The 19,274-nt window shown below is 64.4% G+C and carries 16 protein-coding genes and 1 pseudogene; 11 read left to right on the forward strand and 6 right to left on the reverse strand.

All coding sequences use genetic code 11. The features are described from left to right. A pseudogene (locus tag AYB31_RS21945) lies at positions 1 to 253 on the forward strand (hypothetical protein); the annotation flags it as partial. Between the two features lie 134 nt (positions 254 to 387). Here the strand turns inward: AYB31_RS21945 and lpdA are convergent. Together lpdA and AYB31_RS03445 are read right to left on the reverse strand one after the other, a co-directional pair. Continuing rightward, a complete protein-coding gene (gene lpdA / locus AYB31_RS03440) occupies positions 388 to 1,788 on the reverse strand; it encodes a dihydrolipoyl dehydrogenase (RefSeq protein ID WP_068825831.1) in 1,401 nt (466 codons plus the stop codon). A 16-nt stretch (positions 1,789 to 1,804) separates the two neighbouring features. Next, positions 1,805 to 3,004, reverse strand: coding sequence for an MFS transporter (locus AYB31_RS03445; protein ID WP_068826781.1), 1,200 nt, complete (start codon positions 3,002 to 3,004; stop codon positions 1,805 to 1,807). Between the two features lie 117 nt (positions 3,005 to 3,121). Between AYB31_RS03445 and AYB31_RS03450 the strand changes: the two genes are divergently transcribed. The 3 genes from AYB31_RS03450 (at position 3,122) to AYB31_RS03460 (ending at position 5,660) form a co-directional block, all read left to right on the forward strand. Next, entirely contained in the window at positions 3,122 to 3,661 is a 540-nt protein-coding gene (locus AYB31_RS03450; RefSeq protein WP_068825832.1) for a PaaI family thioesterase, read from the forward strand. 217 nt (positions 3,662 to 3,878) lie between these two features. After that, positions 3,879 to 5,009, forward strand: a complete 1,131-nt coding sequence (locus AYB31_RS03455; RefSeq protein WP_068825834.1) for a thiolase family protein — start codon at positions 3,879 to 3,881, stop codon at positions 5,007 to 5,009. A 90-nt stretch (positions 5,010 to 5,099) separates the two neighbouring features. Next, the gene (locus tag AYB31_RS03460) at positions 5,100 to 5,660 is read left to right on the forward strand and encodes a TetR/AcrR family transcriptional regulator (RefSeq protein WP_068825836.1); all 561 of its coding nucleotides are present in this window, start codon (positions 5,100 to 5,102) and stop codon (positions 5,658 to 5,660) included. A 56-nt stretch (positions 5,661 to 5,716) separates the two neighbouring features. Here AYB31_RS03460 and AYB31_RS03465 read toward each other — a convergent pair whose 3' ends face one another. Then, positions 5,717 to 6,505 carry an SDR family NAD(P)-dependent oxidoreductase gene (locus AYB31_RS03465; RefSeq protein WP_068825839.1) on the reverse strand — a complete coding sequence of 263 codons (789 nt, stop codon included), beginning with the start codon at positions 6,503 to 6,505 and terminating at the stop codon, positions 5,717 to 5,719. A gap of 172 nt (positions 6,506 to 6,677) precedes the next feature. Continuing rightward, positions 6,678 to 7,922 (reverse strand): MFS transporter, encoded by a 1,245-nt coding sequence (locus tag AYB31_RS03470; protein ID WP_068826783.1) that lies wholly within the window; start codon positions 7,920 to 7,922, stop codon positions 6,678 to 6,680. Positions 7,923 to 8,066: 144 nt separating this feature from the next. Between AYB31_RS03470 and AYB31_RS03475 the strand changes: the two genes are divergently transcribed. Both AYB31_RS03475 and AYB31_RS03480 read left to right on the forward strand, forming a co-directional pair. Next, a complete protein-coding gene (locus tag AYB31_RS03475; RefSeq protein WP_068825841.1) occupies positions 8,067 to 8,405 on the forward strand; it encodes a hypothetical protein in 339 nt (112 codons plus the stop codon). Between the two features lie 136 nt (positions 8,406 to 8,541). Beyond that, complete coding sequence (locus tag AYB31_RS03480) at positions 8,542 to 9,789, forward strand: diguanylate cyclase domain-containing protein (protein WP_269085696.1); 1,248 nt, start codon at positions 8,542 to 8,544, stop codon at positions 9,787 to 9,789. Here the strand turns inward: AYB31_RS03480 and AYB31_RS03485 are convergent. Further along, on the reverse strand, positions 9,781 to 10,071 hold the full coding sequence (locus AYB31_RS03485; protein ID WP_068825845.1) for a DUF1883 domain-containing protein: 291 nt from the start codon (positions 10,069 to 10,071) through the stop codon (positions 9,781 to 9,783). The two genes, AYB31_RS03480 and AYB31_RS03485, sit on opposite strands and share 9 nt — an antisense overlap. Positions 10,072 to 10,245: 174 nt before the next feature. Here AYB31_RS03485 and AYB31_RS03490 point away from each other — a divergent pair, with 174 nt between their 5' ends. The 5 genes from AYB31_RS03490 to AYB31_RS03510 all read left to right on the forward strand — a co-directional run bounded on the left by AYB31_RS03490 (position 10,246) and on the right by AYB31_RS03510 (position 15,877). Beyond that, positions 10,246 to 10,848 carry a hypothetical protein gene (locus tag AYB31_RS03490; RefSeq protein ID WP_068825847.1) on the forward strand — a complete coding sequence of 201 codons (603 nt, stop codon included), beginning with the start codon at positions 10,246 to 10,248 and terminating at the stop codon, positions 10,846 to 10,848. Positions 10,849 to 10,925: 77 nt separating this feature from the next. Further along, positions 10,926 to 11,969, forward strand: coding sequence for an RNA methyltransferase (locus AYB31_RS03495; RefSeq protein ID WP_068825849.1), 1,044 nt, complete (start codon positions 10,926 to 10,928; stop codon positions 11,967 to 11,969). Between the two features lie 50 nt (positions 11,970 to 12,019). Further along, the gene (locus AYB31_RS03500; RefSeq protein ID WP_068825851.1) at positions 12,020 to 12,886 is read left to right on the forward strand and encodes an alpha/beta hydrolase; all 867 of its coding nucleotides are present in this window, start codon (positions 12,020 to 12,022) and stop codon (positions 12,884 to 12,886) included. 42 nt (positions 12,887 to 12,928) lie between these two features. After that, positions 12,929 to 14,206, forward strand: coding sequence for a leucine-rich repeat-containing protein kinase family protein (locus AYB31_RS03505; RefSeq protein WP_068825853.1), 1,278 nt, complete (start codon positions 12,929 to 12,931; stop codon positions 14,204 to 14,206). Positions 14,207 to 14,293: 87 nt separating this feature from the next. Further along, the gene (locus AYB31_RS03510) at positions 14,294 to 15,877 is read left to right on the forward strand and encodes a choice-of-anchor I family protein (protein ID WP_068825855.1); all 1,584 of its coding nucleotides are present in this window, start codon (positions 14,294 to 14,296) and stop codon (positions 15,875 to 15,877) included. A 99-nt stretch (positions 15,878 to 15,976) separates the two neighbouring features. On the opposite strand, the gene AYB31_RS03515 is transcribed toward AYB31_RS03510, so the two are convergent. Further along, positions 15,977 to 19,210 (reverse strand): DUF1631 family protein, encoded by a 3,234-nt coding sequence (locus AYB31_RS03515; protein WP_068825856.1) that lies wholly within the window; start codon positions 19,208 to 19,210, stop codon positions 15,977 to 15,979. Between the last annotated feature and the right edge of the window lie 64 nt (positions 19,211 to 19,274).

Consider the following 19,274-nt stretch of genomic DNA (forward strand, 5'->3'; position numbering starts at 1 on the left):
CAGCAGCCTTTCTTTCTGTCAACCAGTTTCGAAGAATTTTTCGTTTCCTCTCAACCGCTTGCGCCTTATCGAAACTTTCATCTCGCATCAGCGGGAGGCGAATTCTACAGCGTTCAAAACCGCTGTCAACCACCTCTTTCTAGCATCTTCGATCTTTTCAGACCGAAGCCCCGACAGAGCCAAACCACCACCCTGCCAGGCCGGCGCATTCTACTCGAATCCGCCGCCGGTGCAACCCTTTATTTTCATCTAACTCCTTGTTTAACAAGAAGTTTTCAGATCAGGCTGCGCCGGAAGAGGTGCGCATTATAGGCACTCAAATCCGCCCGTCAACGACTTTCTGCGAGGAATACTAAAAAGAGGAGCTACATATATAGATGAGGCGGTTCAGGCCTGCATGATCCACCCCTCTACCCCCATAGCAGCCTGACGCAGCGCCTCGGAACGGGTTGGATGGGGATGGCAGACCAGTGCGATGTCTTCCGACGAGGCCGCGAACTCCATCGCCACGCAGTACTCGCCGATCATCTCGCTCACGCTCGGCCCAACCATGTGTACGCCCAGGATCTCGTCGGTGCGCTCATCGGCCAGAACCTTCACGAAGCCTTCCGTCTCATGGTTGATCTTGGCGCGGCTGTTGGCCGTGAAGGGAAACTTGCCGACCCTATAGGCGCGCCCCTGTGCCTTGAGTTGTTCCTCCGTCTGCCCCACACAGGCCACTTCAGGCTTGGTATAGATGACGCTGGGGATAGCGTTGTAGTTCACTTCGGCAGCCTTACCGGCAATTTTCTCGATGCAGGCGATCGCTTCATCTTCTGCCTTGTGCGCCAGCATCAATCCCGAAGTCACGTCACCGATGACCCAGGCGCCCGGCACGGATGTTTGGTGATGCTCATTGATCAGCATGCCGCGTTTGTCTGTAGCGAGCCCTACGCTTTCCAGCCCCAACCCCTGCGTATAAGGACGGCGCCCGATGGCCACGAGGACATAGTCGCACTCAACTATCTGCGACTCACCGCCAGCCGACGGCTCGAGCGTCAGTTCAACGCTCTTACCCTTGACCACAGCACCGCCGACCTTGCTACCGAGTTTGAAGCGCATACCCTGCTTGCTCAGAGCTCGCTGCAGGGTCTTGGCTGTTTCATCATCAAGGCCGGGACATATGCGATCGAGGTATTCGACCACGGTTACCTCACTGCCGAGCCGGCGCCAGACCGAGCCCAGTTCCAGCCCTATTACTCCGGCACCAATCACGACCAGGTGTTTAGGCACCTCTGGTAGTGACAGCGCCCCCGTAGAGTCGAGAATACGCTGGTTATCGATGTCCACACCTGGCAATGGCGTGGGCTCGGAGCCCGTCGCGATGACAATGTCTTTGGCCTGTAACTCGAGCAGGCTTCCATCGGCGGCCGCCACCTGCACCCGCCCTGCTCCAGCCAGTTTCCCCCAGCCTTTGATCCAATCAACCTTGTTCTTGCGGAAGAGGAATTCGATACCCTTGGTCAGCCCCGCAACGCTCTCGTCCTTCTGCCTCATCATCTGCGTCAGATTGAGCTTCGGTTTGACCTCGATGCCGAGACTGGCGAACTCCTTGCCGGCAGCTGCCTCAAAGAGTTCGGAGGCATGCAACAGGGCCTTGGACGGCATGCAACCCACATTCAAGCAGGTTCCGCCCAAGGTTTCGCGCCCTTCGACACAGGCCACTTTGAGACCGAGCTGGCCGGCTCGGATAGCCGCGTTGTAGCCGCCAGGACCACCGCCTATCACAACCACATCGTATGCAGTCATTCGATCACTCCCCAGGTTAACGAGCAGCCGGCAATGCCGCAGTTTGGGCACGACCGCGCAGCAGATGGAAAGCCGCAAAAGCCGCTGCAGCAAAAACGCTATGCAGTAAAACCATAGGCCAGGAGGTACCGTCCTGCAGCATGCCGAGCAGCACACCAGACAACGTTGCTCCCGCCATCTGGGCAAAACCCATGAAACCCGCCGCAAGTCCAGCGCGATGGGCATTGGGGATAACCGCGCCGGCGACCGAAGCCGGTATCAGCATGCCGCCGCCCACCGTCACCAAAACCTGCGGAAGAGATAATCCCAATAGAGAAAGACCGTGTAGCGAATGGACCAACAGCGTCAGCACTGCACCTCCCGCCACCAGAGCCACGCCGATCGCGACAATCCGCTCAGGACCCAACTGCATGATCTTACGCTGCGTGAAGAACGCACCGGCGACCAACCCGGAGACAATGGCACCGAAGGTCAACCCATACTCGGCGGCACTTAAACCGAGCATGCCTATATAGATGGAGGATGAGCCGGCGATCACGCTGAACATGGCTCCGTAAGTAAAAGCCAGGGTCAGTGCGAAAATGCGCACCGCCCGCCCTCGTAGCAGGTCTCGGTAGTCTCCAGCCAGCGCCAGCAACCTCCCTGCTTGTGGGTCGAGGTTGCGATTGCTCTCCTGATAACGGAAAAGCACCGCCAGCAACGCAACGCCCCCCACGCCGATCGATGCCAACAAGGGAGCCTGCCAGCCCCACTGCTGGGTGAGGAGCCCACCCAGCATGGGCGCGACCGCAATCGAAACCAGCATCCCTATGACCGTCAGGGCTAGCGCCGGGCCAGCCTGCGCCTGCCAGACATCCCGCACTATGGCTCGCGCCAGCACCAACGCAGAGCAGGCGCCTAGGCCTTGCAGCGCTCGCGCCGCGATGAACTCGCTCAGGTCGACGGCAGCCAGCATCCAGGATGTCGCCAGTAGATAAACCAACAGGCCCGCAATCAGTACCGGGCGCCGACCAAGACGGTCGGACAACGGCCCGAGCAGCAATTGCCCCAGGCCAAAGGCCGCAACAAAGACCGACAGCGCCGGCAGGCTCGATCCCTGCGGTTCGGCAAATCCGCGCTCCAGCTCGGCAAGCGCTGGAATCAGCAGCTGGGTCGATATCTCACCCAGCGCAGTCAGCGCCATGAGCATCAGTAGCAGGACTCTGGAAGGTTTCAGCATGACGCGACTCCGCGGTGATAGCGGCACCAGGCTGGATCCGCCATTTATATTTTGACCATAATATAATTTGTGGAATGATGGCAATCATCAAAAGCCCAACCGAGGACAGGCGTCATGCAAGATCAATCCCGAGAAGAACGTTTGATCGCCTGGCGACAGGCAGAGCAGCAGGCCCGCACCAAGCTTGCTGAGCCCGGCACGCTGCCGCTGAAGCAGGTCAGCACGATGAGCGCCCAGGAGTTCTTCGACCGAATAGGCAATGGCGAGCTACCCAGCCCACCCTTCGGCCACTTGATCGATTTCATTCCACTGGAGTGGGAGCCAGGTCGATTCCTGTTCCAGGGCACGCCCGATAGTCGCCACTACAATCCCCTGGGCAGCGTACATGGCGGCTACGCGGCCACCCTGCTCGACTCCTGCATGGGCTGCGCGGTCCATACCCAACTCCAGCCAGGCCAGGGCTATACCACCCTTGATCTGCGCATCAGTTACGTGCGCGCTCTGACCGCCAGCACCGGACCGATTCGAGCCGAAGGAAAGATCTTGCACCTGGGCCGCTCCACGGCACTGGCCGAAGGACGGATCTACGACGTAGACGACCGCCTGTATGCCGTTGGCTCTACCACCTGCATGGTCTTCGACCTGCGTGGTTGAGCCAGTCAACGTCAGTCGCAAGCACCCAGCCCTGCCCGGCTCGGGCCCAGCACACTTGCCCACAGGATCGAATGTGCGCACCGAAAGAGTTTCCCCACCCAGCAAGCAGCTTGCACATAAAATTACGATTGACATGTATACATTCAATAGAATTACTACCATCATTCATAACCATCAAAGTCTATCGCTCCGCCACCACTGAGACAGGATCATCGTCATGACTTCTATCGTGATTGCCGGCTATGCCCGCTCCCCCTTTCACTTCGCCAAGAAAGGCGGCTTGATCAACCTGCGCCCGGACGACCTGGCCGCTCAGGTGCTGAAAGGCCTGGTCGACAAACTCGACCTCGACCCTAGCCGACTGGAAGACGTGATCATGGGTTGCGCCTACCCCGAGGCCGAACAGGGCATGAACATCGCGCGCATCGCCAGCTTCCGCGCCGGCTTTCCGGAAACGCTCGGCGGCGCTACGGTGAACCGCTTCTGCGGCTCGTCCATGACATCGGTGCATTTCGCCGCCGGACAGATCCTGCTCGGCGCCGGCGAGGCCTTCCTCTGCGCCGGCGTCGAATCCATGACCCGCGTGCCCATGGGCGGCTTCAACATTTCCCCCAATCCGACGCTGATGAGCAGCTTCCCGCAGGTCTACATGGCCATGGGGCATACCGCCGAGGAAGTGGCCAAGCGCTACTTGATCAGCCGCGAGGAGCAGGAGAGCATGGCCGTCGACTCCCACGCCAAGGCCGTACGCGCCCGCGAACTGGGCTACTTCAAGGATGAAATTCTGAGCGTGAGCACCCCGGACGGATTGGTCAATGAAGACGGCTGTATCCGCCCCGATACCAATCTGGAGGCACTGGCCCAGCTCAAACCGGCCTTCGGCGGTAGTGTCACCGCTGCGACCTCGTCACCACTAACCGACGGCAGCGCTGCCGTGCTGGTCTGCACTGAAACCTTCGCTCGCGGCCACAGCCTGGACATCCTGGCACGCATCAAGGCTGTCGCCGTCGGTGGCTGTGCCCCGGAAATCATGGGCATGGGCCCGGTGGTGGCAACCCGCAAGGTGCTGCAGCGAGCCGGGTTGAGCATCGACGACATCGATCTGGTCGAAATCAACGAGGCCTTCGCCAGCCAGTCCATTGCCTGCGTGCGCGAACTGGGTCTGGACATGGCCAGGGTCAACCTGGACGGCGGCGCTCTCGCCCTCGGCCATCCGCTGGGCGCCACCGGCGCGCGCATTACCGGCAAAGCCGCATCCCTGCTCAAGCGCACCGGTGGACGCTACGCCATCGCCACCCAGTGCATTGCTGGCGGCCAGGGCGTAGCCACCCTGCTCGAAGCCGTCTGAAACGGACACGGCGGCCGCCTCGGTTAGCCGATGAGGCGCGCCGCCGTGTAAGATGAAGGTCGGCATCTCAACCTCTCTGGAGCTGATCGCATGCGCTATTCGGAAGACCATAAAGCCAAGACCCATCAACGCATCATCGAAGAGGCAGCCCTGCGCTTTCGCCGCGATGGGGTACTCGCGACCGGTCTGCAGCCATTGATGAAGGCCCTGGGCCTGACTCACGGCGGCTTCTATGCGCACTTCAAGTCGAAGGACGATCTGGTCGAGCAGGCCCTGCAGCACAGCGCCGGCCAACTCCGCGACAGCCTGGTAGATCTGGAGCATGAGCCCAAACCGCTCTACTCCCTTATCAAACGCTATTTGTCGTCAGCCCACTGCAAAACGCCCGGCGCAGGTTGCCCGCTGCCGACCATTTCCGCCGAACTGGGCCAACGCGGTGAGCCGAGCGAAACTACCGACCAGATCGTGCGCAGCCGCCTGGAACTGATCCGCCAGAACCTTGCCGGCGACGATGCCGAAGCACAAAGCGCGCTGATGCTCTCAGCCATGGTCGGCGCCCTGGTGCTGTCGCGCAGCATCGCCGACCCCGAACTGGCAGAGCAGGTGCTGACCGGCACGCGCAAACTGTTGCTGCAGCAAGCCGACGCCTGATCTGCGGACATGAAAAAGCCCTCGCAGTTGTCTGCGAGGGCTTTTTCATTGCAGGCTCAATTCTTATAGCGTTGTGCCGCGCTATTGCGAGAGAGATTCGGCCCCAGCGCACCGCGCGCCGCGACGAACGCCTGCCAGTCGGCAGCATCGGGCAGCGAGGGGATGGTGACCAGCTCACCCTGATCGAAGCCAGCCAGCGCCGCGTCCACCATTTCACCCACTTCCATGATCATCTCGGCCGGCAGCTTGCTCCCGTCGATACCGCTACGTTCCCAGATCTCCGTGCGCGTCACCCCCGGCAGCACCGCCTGGATCTGGACGCCCTTGGCCGCAACCTCGCCATGCAGGGTCTGCGTCAGGCTCAACACATAGGCCTTCGAGGCGCTGTACACGGCGTTGAACATCTCCGGAGCCAGCGCCACCACCGAGGCAATATTGACGATGGCCCCGCGACCGGCAGCCGAGAATTGAGCCGCAGCCACCGCAGCAAGACGAGTCAGCGCCACCACATTGAGCTGAATCAGCCGCTCGGCCTGTTCCAGATCGGCCTCGGCCAGGGTGCCGTTGCTGGCAACACCGGCGTTGTTCACCAGCAAGCGGATCTCGGCATCAGTGCGCAACCGGTCTTCCACTGTCTGCAGGTCGGCCTTGCTGGTCAGGTCGGCCTTGAGCACGTCTACCTTGACCCCGTACTTCGCGCCCAGGCTTGCGGCCATCTCCTGCAGGCGCGCCAGATCGCGCGCCACCAGCAGCAGATCGTAACCACGACGCGCCAGGCGCTCGGCGTAGGTTGCCCCGATTCCAGAAGAAGCGCCGGTGATCAGCGCCTTGCCGTATTTGCTCATGGTGGTTCTCCGCGATTGATTGAATGACGAGCGCAATATTATATGACAAGCATAATTAAACAACCTTGAAAGCTCTATGACATCGATAGAGGAATCACTGCAGGTATAGCTGAACTGGCGTACCAGTCAGCAGGTAATGAGCCCGGACAACATCTGCCAGGGGCCGGAGCATCTAGCCCTGGGCAGCGCGCTCGGGCGAGGCATCCTCGAAACGGTCGACCGTGCGCAGGCTGCGGAAGCCCCACATCCAGCCACCGACCACGCCCAGCGTGCACAGACTGCCAATCAGCGCTGCCGGCACAGCGCCGAACCAGGCGGCGCTGCTGCCGGCGCGGAACTCGCCCAGCTCGTTGGACGAGCCGATGAACAGCATGTTCACCGCATTGACCCGCCCACGCATGGCGTCCGGGGTGGAGAACTGCACCAGCGAGGAGCGGATGTACATGCTCACCATGTCCGCCCCACCCGCCACCAGCAGCGCGGCGAAGGATAGCCAGAACAGGCTGGACAGCGAAAACACCAGATTGGCCAGACCGAACACGGCCACCGCGACAAACATGCTCATGCCCACATGACGGTTGAACGGCCGCAGGCTCAGGTAGAAGCCCACCAGCACTTCGCCGATGGCCATGGCGCTACGCAGGATGCCCAGCCCGGTCGGCCCGACCTGCAGCACCTCCTGGGCATAGATAGGCAACAACGCCACCACGCCGCCGAGCAGCACGGCAAACAGATCCAGGGAAATGGTGCCGAGAATGATCGGGCGCGAACGAATGAAATGGATACCAGCGGTGAAGCGCTGCCAGGCGGTGGACTCCAGTACCTGGCGCGCCTCGGCAAAGCGCACCTTGACCAGCGCCAGCATCAACACCCCACCAAGGAAGCAGCCCAGGCACACCGCATAGGTCAGCCCGCCGCCACCCAGGGCATACAGACCGCCGCCCAGTACCGGGCCGGAAATGGTCGAAGCGCGCACTATCATGCTGTTGGCCGCGATGGCCGGCGCCAGCCGCTCGCGTGGCACGATCTGCGGCAACAGGCTGGACAGCGCCGGCCCGGTGAACGCCCGGGCGCAGCCATAGAACACCAGCACCAGATAGAAGGCATTGACCGGCCCGTTGCTGACCGACAGCCACAGCAATGCCGCCGCGCACAGCGCCTCCACGCCCCAGCTCAGGGCCAGGATCAGCTTGCGGTCATAGCGATCGATCAGATCCCCTGCCGGCATCAACAGCAACAGCATGGGGATGAACTGCGCCAGGCCGACATAGGCCAGGGCCATGGGATCTCGGGTCAGGTCATAGACCTGCCAGGCCACCACCACGGCGAGGATCTGTACGGCAAACATGGCCAGTACGCGACTGACGAGAAACGGCAGGAAGCCGGGTTGACGATAAACGGACTGTTCGGCGAGCACGACGGTGGCCTTGTACTGCGGGCTGGGCGGAAGGCCGAACAATTTACTGGAGGCAAAGCTGTCCAGGCAAACAACTTCCAGAATCGGAGTTTGCCTGATCGGCACAGGCGGTTAACCTCTCGGCAGGGACAATGGAGCATGTTCATGCAAGAGATGGCACACCCCAGCCACCGCACCAACAGCCGCCGGACGATGCAGCTGCTCGGCCTGACAAGCGCGCTGCTGTTTATCAGCCTGTTCATCCTGCAGGACTGGCTGAAGACAAACTCGCTGTTCAATACCTGGCTTCTGGTCTGTATGGCCTGTTTCCTGGGCTTCGGCCTGGTCGGTATAGGTCGCGAGCATCTCGGGCGCTGCCCAGGCTGCAGACGACTGATCCATGCCTCATTCTTCTCCCAGACAGAGGGCGAGCCAATCAGGCTGCCCTGCCCGCGCTGCCAGGTGACCTGGAATATCGGCATCATCAGCCGCTCTGGCGACTAGGCCGGTAGCCACAGCAATCGATACAAACTCGCGGCAATAAGCACACAAAGTGAAGGCATAATGCCGCCACTGTCATGAATCGCATGGAGCGCCGCCGTTGTTTGTCCTGCTATTGCCACTGACTGCTCTTGTTGCAGTGGTCGTCTCGGTTCTGTTCTACCGCCGCCTGCGACAGCAGCGACTCTTGCTGGAGCACCTCGAGGAAGGCGTCGTGCGGCTCTGCACGAACGGCCGCATACGGGAGCACAACCCGGCCGCGAAAACCCTGCTTGGCGGCGCCGAGGCGGACCTGCGCGGCCGCCCGCTACGCGACTGGCTGCCGGAGCTGAGCGCGGATGCCACGCAGTCGGTCTCGCTGCACGGCAGCGACGGCCGGCAACGCACGCTGCGCATCTGCCGCATACCGGCAGCCTTTGGCAGCGGTGAACTCCTGCTTCTACAACCCCTGACCGCGGTTGCAGAGCGCGAACGCTTCCAGCGCAGCCAGTATTTCGCCCGCATTGGCACCTGGGACTGGGATATCGACACCGAACGCCTGTACTGGTCCGAAGCCATCTACGGCATGTTCGGCTATCAGGTCGGCGAGGTGACGCCGTCCTATGAATTGTTCTGCGCCAGCGTGCATCCGGACGACCGCGAGCAGGTCAGGGCCGGCGAGCTGCGCTGCATCGAGACAGGCGAGAACCACGACGAGGAATACCGCGTGATCTGGCCGGATGGCAGCGTGCGCTGGCTGCGCGAAACCGGCAACGTGATCAAGGACGCGCACGGCACGCCGCTGAAGATGATGGGTGTGGTCCGCGATATCACCGAGGAAAAGGCCAGTGCCAGCCAGCTGCACAAGCTGGCCCATCACGACCCGCTGACCGGCCTGTGCAACCGCCTGCGCTTCGAGCAGGACCTGCGCGACACGCTGGCAAGAGCGCACCGGAGTGGCACGCGCGTGGCCCTGGTGTTCATCGATCTGAACGGTTTCAAGGCCATCAACGACCGCCTCGGCCACGCTGCGGGTGATCAGGTGCTGGTCACGCTCGCCAAACGCCTGCAACAGGCATTGCGCGACTCCGATATCGTGGCCAGGCTGGGCGGCGACGAGTTCGTCGTAGTAATGGAAGGGCTATCCACCCAGCGCGAACCGCAGGATGAGGCGGCGGCCATTGCCGCCAAGCTGCTGGCAGCACTGATTCCACCCATCGAGCTGGCCCAGGGCCGCCAGCAGGTCGGTGCCAGCCTGGGTATCGCCCTGTTTCCGGAGCACGGCGCCAGTGTCGATCGCCTGCTGCACTGCGCCGATCAGGCCATGTACGAGGCCAAGCGCAGTGGCGACAACCAGTACCGCCTGGGCCAGGCACCGCGCGCGATGGAGCGCGACGCCTCAGACTGAGCGACGCACAATCTTGATCGAGTATTCCATCTGCGGCTTGCGCGTCACGCTGGCCGCGCGCCGGGTGACCGTGTCCAGCGTGATGTTCCAGAAGCCGCTGCTGGGTACCGTGATTCTCGCCGGGAACCGGTCGAAGGCACCGCCGTGGTAGGTATGCCGGCCGCCATTCTTGAAACTGCGGAAATTGGCGTCGTTCATCAGGCGGATATTGCAGGGCTGCGAGCTGTGGATGACGACGATGTCGTCTTCATTGAGCTGCTCGCGCTGGTGAATGAATTTCATGCTGTGTAGTCCTGGGCGTGAAGCGAAGCGCGCGACGATAACACGAGCGCCGGCAACTGGCGCCTCGCCGCGATGACGGGCCGACGCGCTGCTACGCTGGTGAGCGAGACGCGGCCATGAGCAATGCGGCTTCAGATCACCGAAATCACCGCCCCATGAAGCAAGGAGCTGAGCATGATCCCATCGCGTATTTTCACCCTGTCACTGGCCGCCACGCTGCTGCTCGGCTGCCAAAGCAATGGCGACGACCAGCTGGAAACCGAGTACGACCGCACGGAAGCCTTCACCGAGGGGGTGCCCGGCGGCGCGGTGATCGAAACGGAGGAGCTGCTGGCCAGCGTCAGCGCAGTCGACCCGGCCAAGCGCAGCTTCACCCTCAAGGATCGCAGCGGCAACAGCCGCACCTTCCACGCGCCACCCGAGATGCAGAACTTCGACCAGCTCAAGGTCGGTGACCGGGTCCGGGCCAAGGTCGCGCTGGAGCGCATCGTCTACCTGCGCCAACCCAATGAAGCCGCCAGCGACGGTGCGGCAGGCCTGCTGGCCACCGCGCCGCAGAACAGCAAGCCGGGCATGCTGGCCGCCGAGACCATCGAAGTCACGGCCGTGATCAAAGGTATGGACACCACCTTGCGCACCGCCACCCTGCAGCTTGCCGACGGCAGCGAGCGCACCGTCAAGGTTCGCCCGGATGTCGAGATGAAAACCGATTACCTCGGCCGCATCGTGGTAATACGCATGACCTCCGCTGTCGCCATCAGCGTCGAACCGCAGTAACCCTCGACTCAGGAGGGCCACCACCCGCCGGAGCGCTCTACGCATAGCCCCAGGCGCGGTGATAGCATGCGCGCCCCATGCGTATCTCCGAGATCTATCAACGCCTCGCCGACCTCGGCGCCCTGCCCGCCCACAGTGGCCGGGTGGTTCGCGCCTGGCTGCAGGGCAAGCCGCTCAACGCCGGTACCCGGCGCCAGCACACCGAGCACTTCCTGCCGCTGTCCGTGCGCAATGGCCTGCCACAGCTGAGCGATGACCTCGACAACCTGGCCAAGGTGCACTCCGAGCATCCGGCCGCCGACGGCTCGATTCGCCTGCTGGTCAGGCTCGGCGACGGCCAGATGGTCGAGAGCGTGCTGCTGCCGCGCGGCGGTCTGTGCGTGTCCAGCCAGGTCGGCTGCGCCGTGGGCTGCGTATTCTGCATGACCGGCAAGAGCGGCCTGCTGCGCCAGGTCAGCAGCGCCGAGATCGTCGCCCAGGTGGCGCTCGCCCGGCGCTACCGGCCGGTGAAGAAGGTGGTGTTCATGGGCATGGGCGAGCCGGCGCACAACCTGGACAACGTGCTGGAAGCCATCGACCTGCTCGGCACCGACGGCGGCATCGGCCACAAGAACCTGGTGTTCTCCACCGTCGGCGACCCACGGGTATTCGAGCGCCTGCCGCAGCAGCGGGTGCGCCCGGCCCTGGCGCTGTCGCTGCACAGCACCGACGCCGCCCTGCGCGAGCGTCTACTGCCCAAGGCGCCGAAGATCAGCCCGGACGAGTTGATGGAACTGGGCGAGACCTACGCCCGCACCATTGGCTACCCGATCCAGTACCAGTGGACCCTGCTCAAGGGCATCAACGACAGCCAGGCTGAAATGGACGGCATCCTGCGCCTGTTCCAGGGCAAGTACGCGGTGCTCAACCTGATTCCCTACAACAGCCTGGAGCTGGACGACTACCAGCGCCCGGACGGCGAGCGCATCGTGCAGATGGTGCGCTACCTGCACAGCCGTGGCGTGCTGACCAAGGTACGCAACAGCGCCGGCCAGGATATCGACGGTGGCTGCGGCCAGTTGCGCGCCCGCGCCGTGGATGTGGTCAATACCAGTCGCCTGCAGCGCCCCGCTCGCGGATGAACGGCCACCTCCGCTAGGCTTGGCAGACCTCGCGCAAGGGAATCGCCATCATGCCCGCCAAAACCTACCTGTTGTTGCTGCTCGCCCTCAGTCTGCCCGGCCTGGGCAACGCCGGGCCCCTGCGCGACCTGCTCAAGGAGCGGGTCACGCTGCCCAGCGGCAGTGAGGTGCGTCGCGACCTGCCCTACGGCGCACATCCGCGCCAGCGCTATGACCTCTACCTGCCAGCGGCGCCACGCAACGCACCGATCATCTTCATGGTCCATGGCGGCGGCTGGCATACCGGCGACAAGGCCATGGCCGCGGTGGTCGACAACAAGGTCGCGCACTGGCTGGCCCGCGGCTATACGCTGGTTTCAAGCAACTACCGTCTGCTGCCCGAGGCCAACCCACTCGAGCAGGTCCGCGATGTCGCCAGCGCCTTCGCCGAAGTGCAGCGCCAGGCACCGGGCTGGGGTGGCGACCCGGCGCGCATGGTGCTGATGGGCCACTCGGCCGGCGCCCACCTGGTCAGCCTGCTGGCCAGCGACCCCGCGCTGGCGCGCGGCATCGACACGCCCTGGCTGGGCACAGTCGCGCTGGACAGCGCCGCCTTCGACGTACCGCGCATCATGAACCAGCGGCACTTTGCCCTGTACGACGATGCCTTCGGCAAGGACCAGGCCCTCTGGCAGGCCGCCTCTCCGCTGCTGCGACTACAACGCGGCGCCCGGCCCTTTCTCGCGGTGTGTTCGACCCGCCGCGCCGAAGCCTGCGCCCAGGCCGACGCCTTCGCCAGCAAGGCTGCCGGGCTGGGCGTGCAGGTCAGCGTACTGCGCCAGGACCTGTCGCACCGGCAGATCAACCAGATGCTCGGCGAGGCTCCCGACTACACCGCCGCAGTGGACGCCTTCCTCGCCCGCCAAGGCCTGCCCTGAGCCGTGCTACCCTCGCCCGCTTTATCAGACAGCCACCCGTCCATGCACAACCTCGAACAATTGCGCCGCGGCGAGCTGCGCGGTATCACCCGCCTGAGCCTGAGTGCCGACCTGAGCGAGTTCCCACGGGAAATCTTCGACCTGGCCGACAGCCTGGAAGTGCTCGACCTCAGCGGCAACCGCCTGACCAGCCTGCCCCACGACCTGCCACGGCTGCACAAGCTCAAGGTGCTGTTCTGCTCGAACAACCCCTTCACCACGCTGCCCGAAGTGTTGGGCGACTGCCCGCAACTGGAGATGGTCGGCTTCAAGGCCAACCACCTCGAACAGGTGCCCGCCGCAGCGCTGCCGCCGGCCCTGCGCTGGCTGATCCTGACCGACAACCGCATCGCCTCGCTGCCCGCCAGCCTGGGCCAACGACCACGTCTGCAGAAGCTGATGCTGGCCGGCAACCGCCTGACGGCGCTGCCGGAAAGCATGGCCGAGCTGGGCAACCTGGAACTGCTGCGCATCGCCGCCAACCGTATCGAAAGCCTGCCCGACTGGCTGCTGCAGCTGCCGCGCCTGGCCTGGCTGGCGTTCGCCGGCAATCCGGGCAGCGACCACGCCGAGGCAGCTGCGCTGCGCACACATCCACAAGCACCCATTGCGCGTGACGAACTGATCCTGGGTGAGCTGCTGGGCCAGGGCGCCAGCGGGCTGATCCACCGTGCGCAGTGGAATACCCGCGAGGTGGCGGTCAAGCTGTTCAAGGGACAGATGACCAGCGATGGCCTGCCCCACAGCGAAATGGCCGCCTGCCTCGCCGCCGGGCGTCACCCACAGCTGCTGCCGGTGATTGCCCCGCTGCAAACCGCAACCGGGCAACCGGATGGCCTGCTTCTGGAGCTGCTAGACCCGCGCTTTCACGTGCTCGCCGGGCCGCCCTCGCTGAACAGCTGCACCCGCGACTGCTACGCACCGCAGCAACGCTTCAGCGCCGAACAGGTGCTCGCCCTCGCGCAGGGTGTAGCCAGTGCCCTGGCTCACCTGCATGCCCAAGGCATCCTGCATGGCGATATCTACGCACACAATCTGCTGGTCGACGGCCACGACTGCCGCCTCAGCGATTTCGGCGCCGCGTCCTTCTTCCTCCCCGGCAGTGGCCAGGGCGCTTCCCTGCAACGCCTGGAGAGCCGGGCCTTCGGTATCCTTCTGGCAGAGCTGCTACAGCGTTGCGACACACCACCCGCACGGCTGAGCACACTGGCCGAGGCGTGCCAACAGGTCGATGTAGAACAGCGCCCGAACTTCACCGAACTGGCGGAGGCACTGGCATGAAGCGTCACGTCGGCGTCATCCGCCCGTAATCGCATAGCCACAAGGGGCTGTCAGGCTGGGGCTTTACCTCCGCCAAGGACAGCCTCCATGCGCCTGACCCGCCTCACCGCCACCCTTGCCCTGACCAGCCTGATCGGCACGCCGTTGCTGGCCGATGCCAAGCCCAAGCCCGACTCGCTCACCTTCACGGCGATCGGCACCTACCGCACCGGCCTGTTCGAACAAAGCGCGGCCGAGATCGTCGCCCACGACGCCAAGACCCAGCGTCTGTTCGTGGTCAACGCCGCCAGCGGTAAGATCGATGTACTGGATATTCGTACCCCGAGCCAGCCGGCCCTGCTGTTCAGCATCGACCTGTCGGCCTACGGCAGCACGGTCAACAGTGTCGCCGTGCACCATGGCCTGGTCGCCGCCGCCGTGCAGAATGCGGTCAAGACCGAGCCGGGCCAAGTGGTGCTGCTCAATGCCAACGGCCAGGCGCTGAGCGCGGTGACTGTCGGCGCACTGCCGGACATGCTCACCTTCACCCCGGACGGCCGACGCATCTTGGTAGCCAACGAGGGCGAGCCGAGCGACGACTACCTGATCGACCCCGAAGGTTCGGTCAGCATCATCGACCTGCCTCGCCGCCCGCAACAACTGAGCCAGCGCAACGTACGCACCGCCCACTTCCGTGCGTTCAGCCGCGAGCGCCTGGATCCTTCGGTGCGAATATTCGGCCCCAATGCCAGCGTGGCCCAGGACCTGGAGCCGGAATACATCACGCCGAGCAGCGATGGCCGTCGCGCCTGGGTAACCCTGCAGGAAAACAATGCCATCGCCGAGGTCGACGTCTCGACTGCCCGCGTGGTGGCCATACGTGGCCTGGGCTACAAGGACCACAGCCTGAGCGGCAACGAGCTGGATGCCAGCGACAAGGACAACGCGGTGAACATCCGCAACTGGCCGGTACGCGGCCTGTACCAGCCAGATGCCATCAGCAGCTTCCGCTACCGCGGCCGCACCTACCTGGTCACCGCCAACGAGGGTGACTCCCGTGACTATCCCGGCTATAGCGAAGAGACCCGACTCGGCAATTCGGCGTACCTGCTGGACCCGATCAAGTTCCCCGATGCGGCCAGCCTCAAGCAGAACGCCAATCTCGGCCGACTGACTGTGAGCAAAGCCAGCGGACTGAACCCGCAGACCGGTACCTACGAGGCGATCTACGCTTTCGGCGCGCGTTCCTTCTCGGTGTGGAGCAGCGATGGTCGCCAGGTCTACGACAGTGGTGCCGACTTCGAGCGGATCAGCGCCGAGCGTATGCCGGCCCTGTTCAACAGCAACCACAAGGAGAACAGCCCGGACGGTCGCAGCGATGACAAAGGCCCGGAACCGGAGGGCGTTACCCTGGCCAAGCTGTGGGGCAAGCCCTACGCCTTCATCGGTCTGGAGCGCCTGAGCGCGGTGATGGTTTACGACATGAGCCGACCGCAAACGCCGCGCTTCGTCGAATTGGTCAGCAACCGCAACGCCAGCGTACAGCCCCCTGCCGCAGAGGCCGGCGACCTGGGTCCGGAAGGCGTGCTGGTGATCAGTGCGCAGGACAGCCCGATCCGCGGCGTGCCGATGCTGGTGGTCGGCAACGAGGTCAGCGGCACCACCACCCTGTATCGCATCGACCGCCGCTGAACCATAGCCCCGGGGGACGCCCCCGGGGCTTGTCAGCGCCCCTGCCATTCCGCTGCTGACGCCCTGAACAAAGATTGCCGCTGGATCTAGAGTGCCCCATCAGGGCAGGCTGATAGCCTCATCGGCACTCGCCAGCCAGTCGCCCAGAGTACGCGGGCGCTGCACGCCAAAGCCCTGCACATAGTCAACGCCCAATTCCAGCAAACGCGTGCGAATGCTCGGGGTTTCCACATACTCGGCGATGGTGCGGCGGCCGAGGGCATGGGCGATCTCGTTGATCGAACGGACCATCGCCAGGTCACCCGAGGAATGCTCGATTTCCTTGACGAAGCTGCCGTCGATCTTCACGTAGTCCACCGGCAGGCGCTTGAGGTAGTCGTAGCTGGAAAAGCCTACGCCGAAGTCGTCGATGGAAAAGGTGCAACCGGCACGCTGCAGGTGGCGCACCAGGTCGGCGGTCTTGGCCAGGTTGGCCACCGCTGCGGTCTCGGTCAGCTCGAAGCAGATATGCCGCGGGTCCACCGCGTAGCGCTCGAACAGGCTCTCGATGAAACCCAGCAGCTTGTCGTCGTTGAGGCTGCTGCCGGACAGGTTGATCGACAGCCCGGTGCTGTGCTCCCACACCTGCGGGCAGCGCTCCAGCTCGCTGAAGATGCGCCGCAGCACCCAGCGATCGACCTTGGTCATGCGGCTGTAGCGCTCGGCCGCGGCGATGAAGTCCTGCAGCAGCAGTTCGTTCTGCATCACCAGTAGCAACTCGTAGTGCGGCATTTCCTCCGCATCGGGGTCGGTCGGGGCGATCTGCTGCACCCGCAGCGACAGGTCCTCGCGCTCGACGATGTCATCCACCCGCGCGGCGATGGCCAGCAGCCCGGTGCGCGCCTCGTCGGCTTCGTGGTCGAAACAGTGCACCCGGTTGCGCCCGCTCTCCTTGGCCACGTTGCAGGCGGCGTGCAGGTCGCACAGCAGGTTGGCCACATCGTGACGCGCGGCGGCCTCGACCACGCCGGCGCTCAGGGTCAGGCCGTGGCGGTGACCTTCCCAGGCAAAGCCCTGTGCCTCGACAGCCGCACAGATGGCTTCGGCACGCGCCACCGCGTTCGCCTCAGTGCAAGCGGGCAATACGGCGGCGAACTCCACGCCGCCCAGGCGCGCCAACTGGCTGTCGGCCGGCAAGTGCTCGGCCAGCGCAGCGGCCACCTGGCGCAGGCAGGCGTCGCCGGCCACCGGCCCGGCATGGCTATTGATCAGGCTGAACTGATCGATGTGCAGCATCAGGAAAGACACCGGAGCGCTGGTGGACAGGGCCTGTGCCACCACCCCGTCGAAACTGCTGCGGTTGAGCAGCCCGGTCAGTTCATCGTGGCTACGTGCATGGGCGATCTCCCGGTACAGGCGCCCGACCATGTCCTGCAGGGTGCGCTGAATCAGGCTGTCGCCGCCGGTCGCAGCCTCGCCGGGCATCAGCCTGCCTTCGGCCAGCAGATCGACCATCTGCGCCCGGCTGTGGCTGCCGGCCTCGCGGCCCTGGGCATCGACCAGCACGTAATGATCCATCTGCGGGTTGCGCCAGATCAGTTGCAACGCCTGGCCGTCGCTGTCATGCAGCCAGTCGCCCTCCTTCAGCGCGTCCAGGCGCTCCAGCCAGCGCTGCTGCTCGGCAGGCACGCTGGCAGGCGCCGGTGGCGCCGGTGGGCGCGGCACGTACTCCACCGCCTCCTCGCCCAGCAACTGGCGGCGTAACTGACCCAGCACCGGGGCATGCTGGAAATGCCCGACGGCGAACTCGTCCATGCGCCGTTTGAGGATCTGCAACAGGTGATCGACATCGAAGGTCCGCGCCACCTGGTCGGTGCCGTCCTGCTCCGTATCGCCTTCCTGCAGGCGCTTGGCCAGCAGGCTGGTCAGGGCCAGGTCGACGCGCCAGGAGTAGTCCTCGCCGCCCAGGCGAATCAACTCGTTGACCAGCAGATCGCGCCAGCCGGCATCCATCCAGTCGAGCAGCAGCTTGGGCACCTGTTCGCCGACCAGCCCGGCAACCGCAGCGGACACATCGTTGCGCGCCTGCTGCAGGATGTCGTGGCCGCGGTGCTGCTGCATCACCCGCTCGGCGGCGTGGCGATAGGCACGCTGTTGCTGCTGCAGCAGCTCGTCGAGCTCGGCATCGTGAGCGGTAAACGCCTCGGGGGCCGCCACCATGTGCTCGATCACCGTTTCCAGACGGTGCTCCAGGGCCTTGTTCGGCGGCTCGCAGTGATCACACAGGCGCAGTACCCGGTCGAGCGTGGCGCGTACCGGATGACTGCTATCGGCGATGGCCGCCGGTTCGCGCAGGGCCGACTCCAGTACCGGCAGCAGCAGACGCTGGAGGGCCGGTTTCAGCCCTGGTGCCACTCGCGCCTCCTGCGCCAGGGCCTGGAACACCTCACCGACCAGTTGGGTGTCTTCGCGCTGACGCGGACTCAGCTGGCAACCCTGGCCCTCGAACTGCTCGAGCAGCTGTCGGGGCGTCCAGCCCAGGCTTGGCGCCTGCTGCCGGTAGAGCGCCGACAGGGCCTCGCCGAACGGCACCTCCTGCGCCGGGGCTGGCATCGAACTGGCGGGCGCAGTGGTCGGTGCGCTGGCACCGTGCAGGTTACGCACGGCCCGCCAGGTGGCATCTCCGGGCAGCTCGCGACTGGCCAACGGGCTACGCCGCCCCAGTAGCGGGCCCTCGGGCTCAGGCAGCGGGGTGATGCGATGGCGGTCGAACTGCGCCACCAGTTCCTGAAAGTAGAGCTGCAGGCTATCGCCCAGTACCTGCGCGGCCTGTTCAAGGAACAGAGTGCGCACGGCTTCCGGCTGGTCGCGCAGACGCAGACCGGCCTGCACCTGACGCAGCAGAAACTCCAGGGAAAGCGGATGGTCGGCATCCACCTGGTGCTGACCGCCAAGCCGGTTGAGGCAACCGCAGGCGCGCCACTCCAGGGTGCCCAGGGACTCGCGCAGCATGCGGACCAGGCGCCGGGCGAGAAGCATGTCCTCGACCTCGGTGTCGTCCACCAGGCTCCATTCATCGTGCTCGCTGGCCTGGGTCGGCTGCGCCGCGCTGCACTGCGGCAGGTAGCGGCAGATGGTGGCGCAGACGCTGGCCTGCAGCCACTCCCCTTGCCTGGCGCACAGCCGCTGGAACTCGTCGCAGGCTTGCGCCTCCAGATTGGAGTGCGCTCGCAGGCGCTGCTCGGCCAGCGCCAGTTCGAGTGATCGCAGCAGTTCGCGCAGGGCCTCGGGCACACGCTCACGCACCACGGCAGTAAGCGCCTCGACGAGTCCGCTGGGAAACTGGATGACCATCGAACATGCCTCCTGCATGTCGCTGTATTCCAGCCATGACTATAGACGCTGTCCGCGCAGCCAG

The organism is Pseudomonas sp. BMS12 (assembly GCF_001592875.1).
Taxonomy (GTDB): domain Bacteria; phylum Pseudomonadota; class Gammaproteobacteria; order Pseudomonadales; family Pseudomonadaceae; genus Aquipseudomonas.